Below are 16918 nucleotides of genomic sequence, written 5' to 3'. Positions count from 1 at the left end.
AGTTCATCCTGGCGTAGAGAGGTCAGGTTGTGGCTCAGGTCACCCGAGGCCACGCGTTCGGCCACCTGGAGTGTCTGGTTGAGCGGGATGATGATCTGGCGGGTGATAGCCCAGGCGGCGACGAGGCCGAAGATCAGCGCCAGTACGGTGGCCAACAGCAACAGCTGCTTGGCGTTTGCCGCATCGGCGTCACGCACCACCGTTTGCGAGGTGGTCAGCTTGTTACTGCGGTCCAGCAGTATGTCGCCCTGCACGCCCATGATTTTCAGCGCTGCAGCGCTGGCAACCTGAGAGTCGCGGTATTGGCTGACCGCTGCGCGATAGGCTTGCAGTGACACGCTGGCCTGTTGCAGGTTGGTCGAATATTGTTCAGGGATTTGGCCCGTGAGGCTGGCGATTTTTTTCAGGGCATTATCGATGGCGTCCAGCGCGGGCTGCTCTGCTTCGACCTTGCCGCTGTAGGTATAGCCGCGCACCTGAAAGCGCGCTTGCTGGATCAATTTGCTCACATCGACAACGCTGTTGAACTGGCTGACGCTGTCACCTTGCAGCAGGGATTTTTCGACTTCGTTTACCTTGAGTACCGCGTTGTCAGCGGTATCGCCCAATTTGCTACGGGCGTTTTCGCGATTGGCTCCGGCCTGGACCATGGCATCAAATGCCCGTTTGTACTGGTCGACCCCTGCCAGTTGATCATCGATCAGGGCAATATCGGCGGGCTGCTCGATTAGGGTGCGCGCGGTTTTCAGGCCACCTTCCAGCTTGCCAAGCAGCTCATTGACGGCTGCCGGCCCCTGTTCGCCACGGCGCATTTCGAAGTCCAGGCGCGCAATGCGCAGGTCCTTGCTCAGGTCGTTGAGGCTGGCGATATAACCCAGTTTGTCCCCGCGACTGATCACGCCTGAGAGCCCGGTCCAGCCGGTGAAGGTGATCATTAGCGTCAGCAGTAATACCAGGCCGAAGCCCACGCCAAGTTTGGTTTTGACGCTGACATTCCCCAGCTTTTCGGCTAACCAACGATACATACTGCAAACTCCCGTGGAACAAGGCTTGGACTTATTCACGGGTTATCGGCAGATACGCAGGAATCTGTAGTGACACAGGGGAGCTGCGTCGTTTGCCAGGTTTGTGGTTAGAAGAGCCGGGCGAGCAGGGCGGTGACGGCCGTTTCGACCCGTAGGATGCGTGCACCGAGTTGCACCGGCTGCAGCCCTGCTTGGGTCAGCAGGTCCACTTCGTAGGGAATCCAGCCACCCTCAGGCCCGATCGCCAGGGTCACCGGCTCATCCAGCCCACGTGGGCACGCCGGGTAATCGCCTGGGTGACCGATCAGGCCCAGGGTGCCTTCGGTCATGGCCGGCAGGCGGTCTTCGACGAAGGGCTTGAAGCGCTTTTCGATAACAATCTCGGGTAACACCGTGTCCCGGGCCTGTTCCAAGCCGAGGATCAATTGCTCGCGAATCGCCTCGGGCTCCAGGAACGGGGTCTGCCAGAAGCTCTTCTCGACCCGGTAGCTGTTGACCAGCACCACCTTGGGCACGCCCATGGCGGCCACGGTCTGCAGCACCCGGCGCAGCATTTTCGGGCGCGGCAGGGCCAGCAGCAGCGTCAGCGGCAGTTTGGCCGGTGGAGGTTGGTCGAAGCTCACTTGCAGTTCGGCTTCGCGGGCTTCCAGGCGCACCAGTTGTGCATTGCCCATCAACCCGCCGATGCGCCCGACACGCAGGCTGTCGCCTACGACGGCGCGGTGGACTTCCTGCATGTGCACCAGGCGCCGATCACGCAGCACCACACGGTCGGCCGCGATAAAGTCGGCCTCTTCCAGCAGCAGCAGGTTCACGGCTGGGTCGCTGGCGGCTGGTCGTCGTCGGCGGTTTGGTCATCCGGGTGTTCGCCGCGCTTGGTGATCAAGCTGCTGAACAGGATGCCAATCTCGAACAGCATCCACATCGGCACGGCCAGCAGGGTCTGGGAGAAAATATCCGGCGGGGTGAGGATCATGCCGACCACGAAGCAGCCGATGATCACGTAGGGGCGGATCTTCTTCAGGTATTGCACGTTGACCACGCCGATCCACACCAGCAACACCACGGCCACCGGGATTTCGAAGGCCACGCCAAAGGCGAAGAACAGCGTCATCACGAAGTCGAGGTAGCTGGTGATATCGGTCATCATTTCCACGCCGGCCGGGGTGGCGGCGGCGAAAAATTTGAAGATCAACGGGAACACCAGGAAGTAGGCGAACGCCATGCCGGTGTAGAACAGTAGGATGCTCGACACCAGCAACGGCACCGCGATGCGCTTCTCATGCTTGTACAGGCCCGGCGCGATAAAGCCCCAGATCTGATGCAGGATCACCGGGATCGCCAGGAACAGCGAGACCATCATGGTCAGCTTCAACGGCGTCAGGAACGGTGATGACACATCGGTGGCGATCATCGTCGCGCCGGCCGGCAGGTACTGGCGCAGCGGCGTGGAGACGAAGGTGTAGATCTGCTGGGTAAAGGCGAATAACCCGGCAAAGATGATGAAGATGGCCGCTACGCAACGCAGCAGGCGGGTACGCAGCTCGGTGAGGTGCGAGACCAGCGGCATATGCTGGTCGTTTTCCGGTTTATCAGCGCTCATGGGGCTCGCGGCGGCAATGTGGGGTCATGGGGCGCGGGCGACGCGGCAGGCGTCGGCGCAGGCTCGGTTGGCGCGGTGGGCTGCACGGGAGCGGCCTCAACGGTTGGCGCGATGGTGTTGTCAGCCACCGGCTCCACCGGTTTGGCGGGTTCCTGCACGGGTGACAGAATCTTCCGGGCTTCCTGCTCCAACGACAGAATATGTTCGTTGTGCAGTTGCCGGCGGATTTCGTCGGCGCCGATTTCCCTTTCAACTTCCTGTTTGATGGCGTTGAAACTGCGTTTCAGGCGCCCGATCCACAGGCCGGCCGTGCGTGCCGCACCAGGCAGGCGTTCCGGCCCCAGTACCAGCAGGGCTACCAGGCCGACGAGCAGCAGTTCAGAGAAGCTGATACCAAACATTAGTCAGTGCTCACGAGTCTTTGCGGGTCGGCTCTTCGACTTTTTCAGCCTGCACGTCGAAGGTACGACGCTCGGTGATCGGCTGGGTGGCCTGCGGGTGCACAGGCTGGGCCGGCGGTACGGGATTGACCACCGGGTCGGCCGGTTTTTCGTCGTCGTTCATGGCTTTACGGAAGCCCTTGATCGACTCGCCGACGTCCGTGCCGAGGTTCTTGAGTTTCTTGGTGCCGAATACCAGTACCACGACCACCAGAATGACGATCCAGTGTTTCCAGTCAAAAATGCCCATGCTGCAATTCCTCAGTCAACGTTATTCAAGCGGACGGGCGCGAAGCCTTTTCGGCATGCCCGGACAAGCCGAAGCGACGGTCCAGTTCATCCAGCACTGCCTGTGGATGCTGCCCCAGTTGGGCGAGCATGACCAGGCTGTGGAACCACAAGTCGGCGGTTTCGTAGATCACATCGCTGCAGTCGCCGCTGATTTGCGCGTCCTTGGCGGCGATGATCGTCTCGACGGATTCTTCGCCGAGTTTTTCCAGGATCTTGTTCAAGCCCTTGTGGTACAGGCTGGCGACGTAGGAGCTGTCGGCGTCCGCGCCTTTGCGGTCTTCCAGCACCTGGGCCACACGGTTCAGGGTATCGCTCATGTTCAGTGTCCTGCCGAGTAGATGGCGTGCGGGTCTTTGAGCACCGGTTCCACGACTTTCCATTCGCCGTTCTCGAACACGCGATAGAAGCAGCTGTGACGGCCGGTGTGGCAGGCGATGTCGCCGATCTGCTCGACCTTCAGGATCACCACGTCGGCGTCGCAGTCGATGCGCATCTCGTGCAGGGTTTGCACGTGCCCGGACTCTTCGCCCTTGCGCCACAGTTTGCCACGCGAGCGTGACCAGTAGATGGCGCGCTGCTCAGTGGCAGTGAGGCTCAGGGCCTCGCGGTTCATCCAGGCCATCATCAGCACGCGCCCGGTCTTGTAGTCCTGGGCAATGGCCGGCACCAGGCCGTCACTGTCCCACTTGATCTCGTCCAGCCAGTCTTTCATGTTCGGCTCCGGCAATTTGCGACAGTGTATAACCGGATTGGCTATCGACGCACGATCAGATAAACACCCACGGCGACCATGATGCCAGCCGGCCAGTGGCCCAGTTGGTTCAGCGGACCACCGATGGCCAGCATCACCCCGCCGACCAGGTGCGCAGCGCCCAGCAGGCGCAGGAACCAGTCGTCCTTGCGCTTCTTCCAGGGTGGCGCCGGGTCCTTGGCGTGGGGCTGGGACATGCGCTCCAACAGGTCGCGCGTCATGTTGGCCAAGTGCGGCAGTTGTTCCATCTGGCTGTGCAGGTTGCCCAGCACGGTTTTCGGGCTCATCCGCTCGCGCATCCAGCGTTCGAGGAACGGCTGGGCGGTATTCCACAGGTCGAGGTCCGGGTACAGCTGGCGGCCCAGGCCTTCGATGTTGAGCAGGGTTTTCTGCAACAGCACCAACTGTGGCTGCACTTCCATATTGAAGCGCCGCGCGGTCTGGAACAGGCGCATCAAGACCTGGCCGAAGGAAATATCTTTTAACGGTTTTTCAAAGATCGGCTCGCACACGGTACGGATCGCCGCTTCGAATTCGTTGAGCTTGGTCTCAGCCGGCACCCAGCCCGAATCGATGTGCAATTGCGCCACGCGCCGGTAGTCGCGCTTGAAGAAGGCGAACAGGTTGCGGGCCAGGTAGTCCTGGTCTTCCGGCGTCAGGCTGCCGACGATGCCGCAGTCGATCGCGATGTACTGCGGGCTCCACGGGTTGACGGTGCTGACGAAGATATTGCCCGGGTGCATGTCGGCGTGGAAGAAACTGTCGCGGAACACTTGGGTGAAGAAAATCTCCACGCCACGCTCGGCGAGCATCTTCATATCGGTACGCTGGTCGGCCAGCGTCGCGAGGTCGGTGACCTGCACGCCGTAGATGCGCTCCATCACCAGCACTTTGGGGCGGCACCAATCCCAATACACTTGCGGCACGTACAGCAGTGGCGAGCCTTCGAAGTTGCGCTTGAGTTGGCTGGCATTCGCGGCTTCGCGCAGCAGGTCGAGTTCGTCGTAGATGGTTTTTTCGTAGTCGGCGACCACATCCACCGGGTGCAGCAGGCGCGCATCGGCCGAGAAACGCTCGGCAGCGCGGGCGAGAATGAACAGCCACGCCAGGTCCTGGCCAATGATCGGCTTGAGGCCGGGGCGGATCACCTTCACCACCACTTCTTCGCCGGTCTTGAGCTGCGCCGCGTGCACTTGTGCGACCGAAGCAGAGGCCAGCGGGTCGACGTCGAAGCGGCTGAACACCTCGCTGATCTTCTTGCCCAGCTGTTCTTCGATGAGCTTCATCGATTGCTGGGAATCGAACGGCGGCACGCGGTCCTGCAACAGCATCAGCTCGTCGGCGATGTCTTCGGGCAGCAGGTCGCGGCGGGTCGAGAGGATCTGCCCGAACTTGATGAAGATCGGCCCCAGGTCCTGCAACGCCAGGCGCAGGCGCGCGCCACGGCTCAGCTCCAGCTGTTTGCGCGGGAACCAGCGCCACGGCAGTACATAACGTACAGCGAGCAGGAACCACGGCAGCGGCAGGGCGAACAGCAGGTCATCGAGGCGGTAGCGGATTACGACGCGCTGGATACGAAACAAACGGCGGACGGCGAGCAGCTTCATGCGTTATCGCTTGGATCAAGGGAACGGCTCAGGCGCTCGAAGCGGGCCTCGAGGCGTTCCAGGTCGATTTTGGCCTTGTCGAGTTCACGAAAGCGCGCTTGCGCTTCCCGTTCTCCGACCAGGGTGCGCGATTCTTCGCTCAGGTATTCGGCGAGGTTCTGGTTGAGGCTGGCGAACCCCTGCTGGTACCAACGCGAGCGGCTGCGCAGGTGCCCGCTGATCAACTGGGTGGCGACGGGGCCGATCCAGCGCGACAGCTCGTATTCCCAGTCCAGCTCCAGGTCCTGCAGCACGGCGGCCAGGTCCATCAGCACCGAGCTGTCACCTTCCAAATGCACTTCAGTGCCGTGGAGGATCGCGGTTTTGTTGCGGCTCAGCGCCAGGTGCAACAGGCTGGACGCCGGCGCACGCAGGGTGCAATCGGCCTCGGCAGCCCATTGGGTCGCGAGCAGCAGGCCTTCATCGCTGGGCAGGATAAACAGCTGCAAGGCGGGGCTGCTGCAGTCGACGGCGATGACCTTGCCGTTCAAGTGCGCAAGCCGCGCCAGGGCGGTGCTGTCCAGGCGCAGCACACGGTTGAGGCCGTGTTCAACGCTGGCGAGAAGACCTTTGAGCAGCATCAGGGCTTGATGCCGCGGTGCAGGGCCACGATGCCCGAGGTCATGTTGTGGTAGGTCACGCGGTCGAAACCGGCCTCTACCATCATCGACTTCAGGGTTTCCTGATCGGGGTGCATGCGGATCGATTCGGCCAGGTAGCGATAGCTCTCCGCGTCATTGGTGATCAGCTTGCCCATCAACGGCATGAAGGCGAAGGAGTAGGTGTCGTAGACCTTGGACATCAGCGCGTTGGTCGGCTTGGAGAACTCCAGCACCAACAGGCGGCCGCCCGGCTTGAGCACGCGCAGCATCGAGCGGATCGCGTCTTCCTTGTGGGTCACGTTGCGCAGGCCGAAAGCGATGGTCACGCAATCGAAGTGGTTGTCGGGGAACGGCAGCTTTTCCGCATCGGCCTGGACAAATTCGATATTGCCGGCCACGCCCTTGTCGAGCAGGCGGTCACGACCGACCTTGAGCATCGAGCCGTTGATGTCCGCCAATACCACTTGGCCGGTCGGACCCACGAGCTTGGAGAATTTGGCCGCCAGGTCGCCCGTACCGCCGGCGATATCCAATACGCGGTTGCCGGTGCGTACACCCGACAGCTCGATGGTGAAGCGCTTCCACAGGCGGTGCATGCCGCCGGAGAGCACGTCGTTCATCAGGTCGTACTTGGCCGCTACGGAGTGAAACACCTCAGCGACTTTTTCCGCTTTCTGGCTTTCCGGGACGTTCTTGAAGCCGAAGTGAGTGGTGGGTTCGGCATCGCTGCCTTTGCGCTGATCAGTCATATCGCTGTCACCAAAAGAGAATGCGGGACATGATAATCCCCAAGGCCTGCTTTGTCTTGGCAAGGCTGAAGGTAAGATGGGCGGTCACCGAGACCTTTTGCCGCATCGAAGGTATCCAAGTCCCTATAAAGAGGAGTCATTGCAATGGCCCGTATAACCGTTGAGCGTGCACATTCCCTGGGTAAAGAAGGCGCACGGGCAAAGGCCGATAAGTTGGCGCTCAAACTCAAGGAGCAATATGGCCTGGAGCCTTCGTGGTCCGGCGATACCTTGAACCTCAAGCGTTCGGGGGTTAAAGGCACGGTATTAGTCGCCGATGATTCGCTGCGCATTGATGTGGAACTGGGGCTGTTGATGTCGGCCATGAGTGGCACCATCAAGTCCGAAATCGAGAAGGCCCTGGATAAGGCGCTGGTTTGATCCGATTGTTCTTAGGGTGCCGATTCTAATTTTCCAGCCTACTTTGTGCCCAAGCCCTCAACTCCTGTGGGCCGTTCCTCCCCCCTATTTTGCGTGAGGTGCACCATGGCCAAAGTTATCCTGAAGAAAAAAATCGACGCCCAGACCACTACCCTGAGTGACGTTAAATCCTACGCCCGCAAGATCTGGCTGGCAGGACTCGGTGCCTACGCCAAGGTCGGAAGCGAGGGCAGCGAGTACTTTAAAGAGCTGGTTAAGTCGGGCCAACATGTTGAAAGTAAAGGTAAAAAAGTTGCAGTTGAACAACTTGAGGCCGCCAACAGTCAGATTGACCAAGTAAAGAGTAATGTCTCCTCTGTCAAAGGTCTGGTAGAAGTTCAGCTGGATAAAGTTGAAAAAGCTTTTGATACTCGTGTTGCAAGTGCCTTGAATCGAATCGGCATTGCGTCTAAACATGACGTGGAGACACTCTCTGCTAAGCTCGAAGAGCTGACGGCATTGCTCGAACGTGTCGCGCGTAAACACTAAGGAGACATCGGGATGGCTGTTAAAAAGACTACTCAGAAAGAAGGCAGCTCGTGGGTCGGGGAAGTTGAAAAATATTCCCGTAAGATCTGGCTTGCTGGTTTAGGCGTGTACTCGAAGGTTAGCAGTGACGGTGGCAAATACTTCGAGACTTTGGTCAAGGACGGCGAGAAGGCCGAGAAACTGACCAAAACCACGGTTGGTAAAAAAGTTGAAGCCGCCAAGGCAACTGCCGGTTCCGCCAAGTCGAGCATTTCTGACACGTGGGGCAAGTTGGAAGAGACTTTCGACAAACGCCTCAACAGTGCCATTTCGCGACTGGGCGTGCCGAGCAAAGCTGAATTGAAAACGTTGCACAGCAAGGTTGATACCCTGACCAAGCAAATTGAAAAACTCACCGGCGCCAAAGTGGCTCCGGCGAAAACCGCAGCGGCCAAACCGGCTGCCAAGCCTGCCGCTAAAACGGCCGCTGCCAAACCGGCTGCAAAAGCTGCCGCCAAGCCCGCCGCCAAAGCTGCCGCTAAGCCAGCAGCCAAGCCAGCGGCCAAAACCGCAGCCGCTAAGCCGGCCGCCAAGCCTGCTGCTAAACCGGTAGCGGCTAAAGCGGCTGCCAAGCCTGCCGCTAAACCCGCAGCCAAGGCAGCAGCAAAACCTGCCGCCAAGCCTGCGGCCAAAACCGCCGCTGCAAAACCCGCTGCCAAACCGGCCGCTGCGAAACCTGCAGCCAAGCCCGTCGCCGCGAAGCCGGCGGCCAAGCCTGCCGCAGCCAAACCAGCGGCAAAACCTGCCGCCGCGAAGAAGCCTGCCGTAGCGAAAAAACCAGCAGCACCGAAGCCTGCTGTTGCGGCCAAGCCTGCTACCGCGCCAACCGCTTCCACAGCCAACTCGGTGTCCGCACCGACCCCTGCTGCTGTGACCCCGACTGCAACGCCGGCAACCCCGACGCCATCCAGTCAGTCCTGATCTTTTCAGGGCACAAAAAGTGCCCGGCCTGCAAAGGTCGGGCATTTTTTATGTGTGGGGGTCATCGAGGTATTTCAGCGCGAACTTCTCGGTTGCCTGCCGCGCCGGTGGCAGCAAGTGCGGCGCTACCAGCATCATGATCTGGTAGACCACCACCTGCACCTCACCTTCGCGATCGAGGATCCGCTGGTAATCCAGGGAAAACAGCAGGGTCAGGGTGATCTGCTCCACCAACTGCCCCAACGCCTGGGTGCCGCTGACCAACTGGCCCGCCGCCTTCAACCGCGCGAGCAATGACGCCAGCGTACGTTTGAGCGCCGTCAGCAGGTTGCGAATGCCCTTGGCCAATTTCGGCAGGCGCCCCGCCAGATTCGACAGGTCTTGAAACAGAAACCGGTAATGGGCCATGCGCTCGACGATCAGGTGCAGGAACAGCCAGTAATCCTCGGCTTCCAGTTGGGCATCCGCCGGCGGGTCGAGCAAGGGCGCCAGCTCATTCTGGAACCGCTCGAACAGCCCGAGCACCAGTGGCTCCTTGCCATGGAAGTGGTAGTAGAGGTTGCCGGGGCTGATCCCCATTTCATTGGCCACCTCCATGGTCGACACGTTCGGCTCGCCCTTCTGGTTGAACAACTGCAGGGCACATTCAAGGATACGGTCGCGCGTCTTCATCCAGTCTTCTTAATGTGATCGTTGAGCTCAGCGCACCCGCACATAGGTGCCCGGCGCCGCTTCCATCGGTGGGTAATTCTGGTTGCCCAGGGCGGTGAGGGTTTCGCGTTGTACGCCTGAGCGCTGCTGGATCCACTCCAGCCACTGCGGCCACCAACTGCCTTCGACGTGGTTGGCGTCGTAGTACCAGGCACGCGGGTCGCTGCTCAGCTTGGGGTTCTCGACGTAGTTGGCTTTGGGGTTGCCCGGTGGGTTGAGAATGCTCTGGATATGCCCGCTGTTGGACAGCACGAAGCGCCGCTCACCGCCGAGCAATTGGGTGGAGCGATACACCGCGTCCCATGGCGTGATGTGGTCGTTGATCCCGGCCACGCTGAAGCTGTCTACCGTGACCTTTTGCAGGTCAATGGGTGTACCGCACACCTCCAGTCCGCCGGGGTGGCTCAGCGGGTTGTGCTTGAAGAAGTCCAGCAGGTCACCATGCAGCGCGGCAGGCAGGCGCGTGTTGTCGTTGTTCCAGTACAGGATGTCGAAGGCCGGCGGTTCCTTGCCCAGCAGGTAGTTGTTGATCCAGTAGTTCCAGATCAGGTCGTTGGGGCGCATCCAGGCGAACACCTTGGCCATGTCGCGGCCGTCGAGCACGCCTTGCTGATAGGAGCGGCGCTTGGCGGCTTCCAGGGTTTGCTCATCGGCGAACAGCGTGGCGGGGCTGTCGATCTGGCTGTCCAGCAGGCTCACCAGGTAGCTGGCGCTGGAGATCCGCCGCAGTTGGCGTTTGGCTTGCAGGTGGCCTTGCAGGGCGGCAATGGTCAGGCCGCCGGCGCAGGCGCCCATCAGGTTGACTTCGCGGGCGCCAGTGATGGCACGGCAGACGTTGAGCGCTTCTTCCAGCGCCGCCACGTAAGTGGAGAGGCCCCATTCGCGATGCCGCACATCCGGATTGCGCCAGCTGACCATGAACGTCTGCAGGCGGTTTTTCAGGGCGTATTGCACAAAACTGTTGGCCGGGCTCAGGTCGAAAATGTAGTACTTGTTGATTTGCGGCGGCACGATCAGCAGGGGCTTGGCGTACTGTTTTTCGCTCATGGGCTTGTACTGGATCAGCTCCAGCAGCTCATTGCGAAACACCACTGAGCCGGGCGTGGTGGCCACGGTTTTGCCGACTTCAAAGGCCTGCTTGCTGACCTGCCGCGGCAGGCCGTTGTTGTGCAGCAGGTCGTCGAACAGGTTGCTCACACCACGCACCACGCTGTTGCCGCCGGAGTTGAGCAGCTCCTTGACGGCCAGCGGGTTGAGCAGGGTATTGGAGGGCGAGACCGCATCGTTGAACAGCGAGAAGGCAAAGTTCGCACGGGCGCGGTCATCGGCACTCAGCGTGCTGTCATCGATCCAGTGACGGGTCTGTTTCTGCCAGGCCAAATACGCTTGCAGGCTGCGTCGGTAGAACGGGTTGAGCTTCCACGTCGGGTCAATGAAGCGGCTGTCGTGAGGGTTGGGTTCATGCACCGTCTCCCCCAGCAGGACGCGACCCAGTTGACCGCCCAGCGCCAGGGCGTGACGGGCGGTATGCACCGGGTTTCGCAAACCATGGGCGGCAACGCTGCGCAGGGTCGACAGCAAATCCCGACCTCGCAGGCCGGTGATTGCATTTTGCGCATTGATGAACGCGGCAGGGGTGGGCGCCGGGTTCGTCACGGGTCTTTCTCGCATGAGCCAACACTCCTTCGTCAAGCCATCAACAGGCACGCCAATTCAGAACCATAGTCGGTTCTCGGCAAGTTGCGCGGCAGTGTGGTCCTTACACTACCGGTCGCGGGTGAATCACCGCGCGCATGCGCTCCTCCTCGAGAAACTTCATGATGATCGGTGCAACGGCTTCGGCCCGGGTGATCAGGAACAGGTGGCCGTCATCGATGATGTGCAACTGTGCATTGGGGATGCGCCAGGCGAGCATGCGCATGTTGATCAGTGGGATCAGCGGGTCGTCGTCTCCCGCCAGCACCAGCGTCGGTTGGCGGATCTTGTGCAGCCAATGGATGCTGGTCCAGCCCAACCCGGCGAACAGCTGCCAGTAGTAGCCCAGTTTGCCCGCCGAGCGCACTTTGCTCGCGTGCTCGGCGGCCAGTTTCGAATCGCGGCGGAACGAACCGCCGTAGATCATCGGCGCAATGCGCACCACGTGTGACGGTTGGATGTAACGGCGTGGGCTGGCCATCAGCCACAGCACTTTGGGCTTGCCCGGCACCATCACCGCACCCGCCGCCGTGGCCGCGAGGATCAGCTTTTTGCAGCGCTCCGGGTAGTCGTAGGCAAATTGCTGTGCCAATGCGCCGCCCCAGGACACGCCCACCGCATTGACCTGGCCATAGTCCAGGTAATCGAGCATGCGTGCGGTGAGTTTGGCCAGGCCGGGAAAGCGGTACGGCCGGTTCGGTGTGGATGAACCGCCCACGCCGGGCACGTCGAAGGCGATCACTTCCAGGTCCGGGTCCAGCGCCTGGACGAACGGAAACACCAACTCAAGGTTGGCGCCGATGCCATTGAAGATCAGCAACGGCGTCAAGTGAGGCTTGCCCGGGCGTACCGCCGTGCGGATGGTCTGGCCATCCAGGTCGATGGTACGGAAGATGAACGGTTGCGGCATGCTCAAGCCCTGTGAAATGGTGGGGTTGGAATGCAATCAATGTGGGAGGGGGCTTGCCCCCGATGCAGGGTGTCAGTCAGTACATCTGTTATTGATGCGCCGCCATCGGGGGCAAGCCCCCTCCCACCTTTGAACGCATTTCAATCTAGCGCTCGTGTACATATGTGCCTGGCGCCGCCTCTGCTGCGGTGTAGGTTTTGTTACCCAGGCTTGTGGGTGCCTTCTTCATCTTGCCCGCCCGCTCCGCCTGCCACACTTGCCAGTGCAGCCACCACGAATCCGTGTGCTTGGTCGCATTCTCCTGCCACTCAAGCGGCTTGCCCGCCAGGCTGTCGCTGGTCTGGTAGCGCGCCTTGGGGTTGCCCGGTGGGTTGAGGATGCTCTGGATATGCCCACTGCTGGACAGCACGAACTCGACCTTGCCACCAAACAGCTGTGCCGACTTGTAGCAGGACTGCCACGGCGTGATGTGGTCGTTGGTGCCGGCCAGTGAGTAGATATCGGCGGTGACCTGCTTGAGGTCGATAGGCGTGCCGCACACTTCCAGGGCGTTGGCGCGCACCAGTGGGTTATTTTTGAACAATTCGATCAGGTCGCCGTGGAAGGCGGCCGGCAGGCGTGTGGTGTCGTTGTTCCAGAACAGGATGTCGAACACCGGCGGCTCGTTGCCCAGCAGGTAGTTATTGACCCAGTAGTTCCAGATCAGGTCATTGGGGCGCATCCAGGCAAACACCTTGGCCATGTCGCGGCCTTCCAGCACGCCGGCCTGGTAGGAGTGGCGCTTGGCCGCTTCCAGGGTCTGCTCATCGACGAACAGCGCCACCTGGGTGTCCAGGGTGGTGTCCAGCACGCTCACCAGCAGGGTCAGGGCGTTGACCTTCTTCTCCCCCAGCGCGGCGTAGTGGCCCAGCAGGGCAGTGCAGGTGATGCCGCCGGAGCAGGCGCCGAGCATATTCACGTCTTTGCTGCCGGTAATCGCTGTGACCACGTCGACCGCTTCCTTCAGCGCTTCGATATAGGTCGACAGGCCCCACTCGCGCTGGGCCTTGGTCGGGTTGCGCCAGCTGACGATAAACGTCTGTTGGCCATTGCGCAGGCAGAAGCGCGCCAGGCTCTTCTCCGGGCTCAGGTCGAAGACATAGAATTTGTTGATCTGCGGCGGCACCACCAGCAGCGGGCGTTCGTGCACCTGTTCGGTGATCGGCTTGTACTGGATCAGCTCCAGTACGTCATTGCGAAACACCACCGCGCCTTCGGTGGTGCCCAGGGTCTTGCCCACTTCAAAGGCGCCCATGTTGACCTGGCTCGGCATACCGCCGTTGTGCACCATGTCCTTGGCCAGGTGGGACAGGCCATCGAGCAGGCTCTTGCCGCCGGTCTCGAAGAAGCGTTTGACCGCCGCCGGGTTGGCCGCGCTGTTGGTGGGGGCCATGGCTTCGGTCATCAGGTTGATCACGAAGTGGCCGCGGCTGATGTCCTGTTCCGACAGGTTGCTGTCGCCGATCCAGTCGTGCAGTTCCTTGCGCCACGCCAGGTAGGTTTGCAAATACCGTTTGTAGAGCGGGTTCTGGCTCCAGGCCGGGTCGTGGAAGCGGCGGTCGTCGCTTTCGGGGGTCAGTTGGGATTTGCCGAACATCACGTTCTTCAACTCGACGCCAAAATGCGCGACATGCTTGACGCTGTGCAACGGTTGCTTGATGGCTTGGGTCAGCACCATCTTCGCCGACGCCAATAAATCCTTTTTGCGTAACGCGATGATCGGGTTAAGCCCCAGGGTGTTTTCCGAGGCCTGGCGTTTCAAGTCATCGTTGTTCTTGTTACTCATCTACGACGCTCCATTGTCCGAAAGACGAGTACCGGGTACCGCTGCGTACGAAGTTTCGATACACAACACAAGCCTGGTACTGCGACTCGGGTGACCGTTGATACCGCATCGTCAAATGCAGGGAACTTGCCAGCTCCATTGGTTACCCGAGTTTAATTTTTTTCGCAAGCGGACCAATCTTTGGTCACGCGACAGGGCATTCAAGCAGAAGCAATTAGAAAATGCCCACTAATGAGCAAGAGGCCTGGGCTAGAGCATCAGGCGCACGACCGACTCGCTCGGGTCGCGGGTTTTGCCGGCCGCTTTGAGCTCGGCGAGATAATCAGCCCACAGTGCATCCTGACGCACGGCCAACTGGTAGAGGTAGTCCCAGGTGAACAGTCCGCTGTCATGCCCGTCGTCGAAGGTCAATTTCAGTGCGTACTGGCCGGCCGGTTCGATCTTGGTCAACCGGACGTTGAGCTTGCCGAATTGCAGGATGGGTTTACCGTGGCCCTGGACCTCGGCGGAAGGCGAGTGGGTGCGCAGCAGTTCGGCAGGCAGTTGATACACCTCGTCGGGCCCGTAGGTGAGGCCGAGGGTGTTGGAGGTTTTGTGCAGGTTTACCGCGGTGGGGAATTTGGACATAGGTAGTGATCCTGAAGAAACCGGCTTCAACATGTGGGAGGGGGCTTGCCCCCGATAGCAGTGTGTCAGTCAGCATATATCTGTCTGACAAACCGCTATCGGGGGCAAGCCCCCTCCCACATTGAAGCGAAGCGATTCTGTGTGAGGCTTACAGAATGTAGCGCGACAAGTCTTCGTTCTGCGCCAATTCGCCCAAGTGGCTGTTGACGTAATCCGCGTCGATCTTGATCACTTCGCCATTCTGCGCACCTGCCAGGTCACCGGCGCTGAAGGACACTTCCTCCAGCAAGCGCTCCAGCAAGGTGTGCAGGCGACGCGCACCGATGTTCTCGGTCTTCTCGTTGACCTGCCAGGCGATCTCCGCCAGGCGCTTGATGCCGTCCGGTTGGAACTCGATGCCCAGGCCTTCGGTTTTCAGCAGCTCACGGTACTGCTCAGTGAGCGACGCATGCGGCTCGCTGAGGATGCGTTCGAAATCGCCCGGGGTCAGCGCCTTGAGCTCTACGCGAATCGGCAGACGGCCTTGCAGCTCCGGCACCAGGTCGCTTGGCTTGCTCAGGTGGAACGCACCGGAGGCGATGAACAGGATGTGGTCGGTCTTGACCATGCCCAGCTTGGTGTTCACGGTGCAGCCTTCGATCAGCGGCAGCAGGTCGCGCTGTACGCCTTCACGGGACACGTCCACGCCGCCCGAGTTACCGCGCTTGGCGACCTTGTCGATCTCGTCGATAAACACGATGCCGTGCTGCTCGACCGCCTCCAGGGCCTTGGCCTTGAGTTCTTCCTCATTCACCAGGCGCCCGGCTTCTTCGTCGCGCACCAGTTTCAGCGCTTCCTTCACCTTGAGCTTGCGGCTTTTCTTCTTGCCCTTGCCCATGTTGGCAAACAGGTTCTGCAACTGGCTGGTCATTTCTTCCATGCCAGGCGGCGCAGAGATGTCGACGCCGGAGACTTCGGCGACTTCGATCTCGATTTCCTTGTCGTCCAGCTGGCCTTCACGCAGACGCTTGCGGAACAACTGGCGGGTATTGGAATCCGAGGCCGGCGCGGCGTCTTCGTTGAAGCCCATGCGGGCCGGTGGCAGCAGGGCATCGAGGATGCGTTCTTCGGCGGCGTCTTCGGCGCGGTGGCTGACCTTGGTCATTTCCTGTTCGCGCAGCAGCTTCAAGGCGGCGTCGGCGAGGTCACGAATGATCGACTCGACGTCGCGGCCGACGTAGCCCACTTCGGTGAACTTGGTGGCTTCGACCTTGATGAACGGCGCGTTGGCCAGCTTGGCCAGGCGACGGGCGATTTCGGTTTTACCGACGCCGGTCGGGCCGATCATCAGGATGTTCTTCGGCGTTACTTCAACGCGCAGTTCTTCGGGCAGTTGCATCCGGCGCCAGCGGTTACGCAGCGCAATGGCAACGGCGCGCTTGGCATCGTCCTGGCCGATGATATGGCGGTTGAGTTCATGGACGATTTCGCGGGGAGTCATGGACATAGTGTTTGGCGGCCTCAAGCGCGAATAAGCCTACGGCTTACTCGGCGAGGTCCTGCTCCTCAATGGTCTGGTTGTGGTTGGTGAACACGCAGATATCACCGGCGATGCCCAGGGCGGTCTCGACGATTTCGCGGGCCGACAGGTCGGTTTTCTTCAACAGTGCGCTGGCTGCGGCTTGGGCGTAGCCACCGCCGGACCCCATGGCGATCAGGCCATGTTCAGGCTCAACCACATCGCCGTTACCGGTGATGATCAGGGAAGCGTCTTTGTTGGCGACGGCCAGCATGGCTTCCAGGCGGCTGAGGGAGCGGTCGGTGCGCCATTCTTTGGCGAGTTCGACGGCGGCACGCACGAGGTGGCCCTGATGTTTTTCCAGCTGGCCTTCGAAGCGCTCGAACAGGGTGAAGGCGTCGGCGGTAGCGCCGGCAAAGCCTGCGAGAACCTGGCCGTGGTACAGGCGACGCACTTTCTTGGCGTTGCCTTTCATCACGGTATTACCCAGGGAAACCTGGCCGTCGCCGCCCATGACGACTTTGCCGTGGCGACGTACTGAAACGATGGTGGTCAAGGGGAGAGTCTCCACGCAGCGGGGCGAAAATGCCCTGATGGAAACTGATATGGGGGTGGTGGGGGGGCTGTCTCTTATACA

General features: G+C 60.7%; 19 protein-coding genes and 1 pseudogene. 3 read left to right on the top strand and 17 right to left on the bottom strand.

All coding sequences use genetic code 11. The annotated features are described in order from the left end of the window. Positions 1 to 14: 14 nt before the first annotated feature. The 10 genes and pseudogenes from K7431_RS31280 to ubiE all read right to left on the bottom strand — a co-directional run. Positions 15 to 935: pseudogene (locus tag K7431_RS31280) on the bottom strand (methyl-accepting chemotaxis protein); the annotation flags it as partial. Positions 936 to 1132: 197 nt separating this feature from the next. Beyond that, on the bottom strand, positions 1133 to 1840 hold the full coding sequence (locus K7431_RS23150; protein ID WP_012721792.1) for a 16S rRNA (uracil(1498)-N(3))-methyltransferase: 708 nt from the start codon (positions 1838 to 1840) through the stop codon (positions 1133 to 1135). Beyond that, positions 1837 to 2628, bottom strand: coding sequence for a twin-arginine translocase subunit TatC (gene tatC, locus K7431_RS23145; RefSeq protein ID WP_012721793.1), 792 nt, complete (start codon positions 2626 to 2628; stop codon positions 1837 to 1839). The genes K7431_RS23150 and tatC overlap by 4 nt, the downstream gene beginning before the upstream one ends. Next, complete coding sequence (tatB, locus tag K7431_RS23140) at positions 2625 to 3029, bottom strand: Sec-independent protein translocase protein TatB (RefSeq protein WP_012721794.1); 405 nt, start codon at positions 3027 to 3029, stop codon at positions 2625 to 2627. Before tatB ends, tatC begins: the two co-directional genes overlap by 4 nt. A gap of 10 nt (positions 3030 to 3039) precedes the next feature. Continuing rightward, positions 3040 to 3318: a twin-arginine translocase TatA/TatE family subunit gene (locus tag K7431_RS23135; RefSeq protein WP_012721795.1), complete on the bottom strand. Its 279-nt coding sequence runs from the start codon at positions 3316 to 3318 to the stop codon at positions 3040 to 3042. Positions 3319 to 3343: 25 nt separating this feature from the next. Further along, on the bottom strand, positions 3344 to 3676 hold the full coding sequence (locus K7431_RS23130) for a phosphoribosyl-ATP diphosphatase (protein ID WP_003209299.1): 333 nt from the start codon (positions 3674 to 3676) through the stop codon (positions 3344 to 3346). Positions 3677 to 3678: 2 nt separating this feature from the next. Beyond that, positions 3679 to 4071, bottom strand: a complete 393-nt coding sequence (gene hisI / locus K7431_RS23125) for a phosphoribosyl-AMP cyclohydrolase (protein WP_012721796.1) — start codon at positions 4069 to 4071, stop codon at positions 3679 to 3681. A 41-nt stretch (positions 4072 to 4112) separates the two neighbouring features. Beyond that, positions 4113 to 5717, bottom strand: a complete 1605-nt coding sequence (gene ubiB, locus K7431_RS23120; RefSeq protein ID WP_012721797.1) for a ubiquinone biosynthesis regulatory protein kinase UbiB — start codon at positions 5715 to 5717, stop codon at positions 4113 to 4115. Then, a complete protein-coding gene (locus K7431_RS23115; RefSeq protein ID WP_012721798.1) occupies positions 5714 to 6337 on the bottom strand; it encodes a ubiquinone biosynthesis accessory factor UbiJ in 624 nt (207 codons plus the stop codon). Before K7431_RS23115 ends, ubiB begins: the two co-directional genes overlap by 4 nt. After that, the gene (gene ubiE, locus K7431_RS23110; RefSeq protein WP_003171186.1) at positions 6337 to 7107 is read right to left on the bottom strand and encodes a bifunctional demethylmenaquinone methyltransferase/2-methoxy-6-polyprenyl-1,4-benzoquinol methylase UbiE; all 771 of its coding nucleotides are present in this window, start codon (positions 7105 to 7107) and stop codon (positions 6337 to 6339) included. Before ubiE ends, K7431_RS23115 begins: the two co-directional genes overlap by 1 nt. A gap of 144 nt (positions 7108 to 7251) precedes the next feature. Between ubiE and K7431_RS23105 the strand changes: the two genes are divergently transcribed. The 3 genes from K7431_RS23105 to K7431_RS23095 all read left to right on the top strand — a co-directional run bounded on the left by K7431_RS23105 (position 7252) and on the right by K7431_RS23095 (position 9015). Beyond that, a complete protein-coding gene (locus K7431_RS23105; protein ID WP_012721799.1) occupies positions 7252 to 7527 on the top strand; it encodes a polyhydroxyalkanoic acid system family protein in 276 nt (91 codons plus the stop codon). A gap of 105 nt (positions 7528 to 7632) precedes the next feature. Further along, a complete protein-coding gene (locus tag K7431_RS23100) occupies positions 7633 to 8055 on the top strand; it encodes a phasin family protein (RefSeq protein WP_012721800.1) in 423 nt (140 codons plus the stop codon). A gap of 12 nt (positions 8056 to 8067) precedes the next feature. Next, on the top strand, positions 8068 to 9015 hold the full coding sequence (locus K7431_RS23095) for a phasin family protein (RefSeq protein WP_012721801.1): 948 nt from the start codon (positions 8068 to 8070) through the stop codon (positions 9013 to 9015). A 48-nt stretch (positions 9016 to 9063) separates the two neighbouring features. On the opposite strand, the gene K7431_RS23090 is transcribed toward K7431_RS23095, so the two are convergent. The 7 genes from K7431_RS23090 to hslV form a co-directional block, all read right to left on the bottom strand. Continuing rightward, positions 9064 to 9687 (bottom strand): TetR/AcrR family transcriptional regulator, encoded by a 624-nt coding sequence (locus tag K7431_RS23090; RefSeq protein WP_012721802.1) that lies wholly within the window; start codon positions 9685 to 9687, stop codon positions 9064 to 9066. A 27-nt stretch (positions 9688 to 9714) separates the two neighbouring features. Next, positions 9715 to 11397, bottom strand: coding sequence for a class II poly(R)-hydroxyalkanoic acid synthase (gene phaC / locus K7431_RS23085; protein WP_012721803.1), 1683 nt, complete (start codon positions 11395 to 11397; stop codon positions 9715 to 9717). An 88-nt stretch (positions 11398 to 11485) separates the two neighbouring features. Further along, entirely contained in the window at positions 11486 to 12331 is an 846-nt protein-coding gene (phaZ, locus tag K7431_RS23080) for a poly(3-hydroxyalkanoate) depolymerase (protein WP_012721804.1), read from the bottom strand. Positions 12332 to 12476: 145 nt separating this feature from the next. After that, a complete protein-coding gene (gene phaC / locus K7431_RS23075) occupies positions 12477 to 14156 on the bottom strand; it encodes a class II poly(R)-hydroxyalkanoic acid synthase (protein ID WP_012721805.1) in 1680 nt (559 codons plus the stop codon). A gap of 249 nt (positions 14157 to 14405) precedes the next feature. Next, entirely contained in the window at positions 14406 to 14783 is a 378-nt protein-coding gene (locus tag K7431_RS23070) for a gamma-butyrobetaine hydroxylase-like domain-containing protein (RefSeq protein ID WP_012721806.1), read from the bottom strand. 148 nt (positions 14784 to 14931) lie between these two features. Further along, positions 14932 to 16269: an ATP-dependent protease ATPase subunit HslU gene (gene hslU, locus K7431_RS23065; RefSeq protein ID WP_012721807.1), complete on the bottom strand. Its 1338-nt coding sequence runs from the start codon at positions 16267 to 16269 to the stop codon at positions 14932 to 14934. A 37-nt stretch (positions 16270 to 16306) separates the two neighbouring features. After that, positions 16307 to 16837, bottom strand: a complete 531-nt coding sequence (gene hslV / locus K7431_RS23060) for an ATP-dependent protease subunit HslV (protein ID WP_003171209.1) — start codon at positions 16835 to 16837, stop codon at positions 16307 to 16309. Positions 16838 to 16918 lie beyond the last annotated feature (81 nt).

The sequence above is a fragment of the Pseudomonas fluorescens group sp. genome, from assembly GCF_020093335.1.
GTDB classification, from domain to species: Bacteria; Pseudomonadota; Gammaproteobacteria; order Pseudomonadales; family Pseudomonadaceae; genus Aquipseudomonas; species Aquipseudomonas petroselini.
This window is presented reverse-complemented; position numbering and strand designations above follow the sequence as displayed.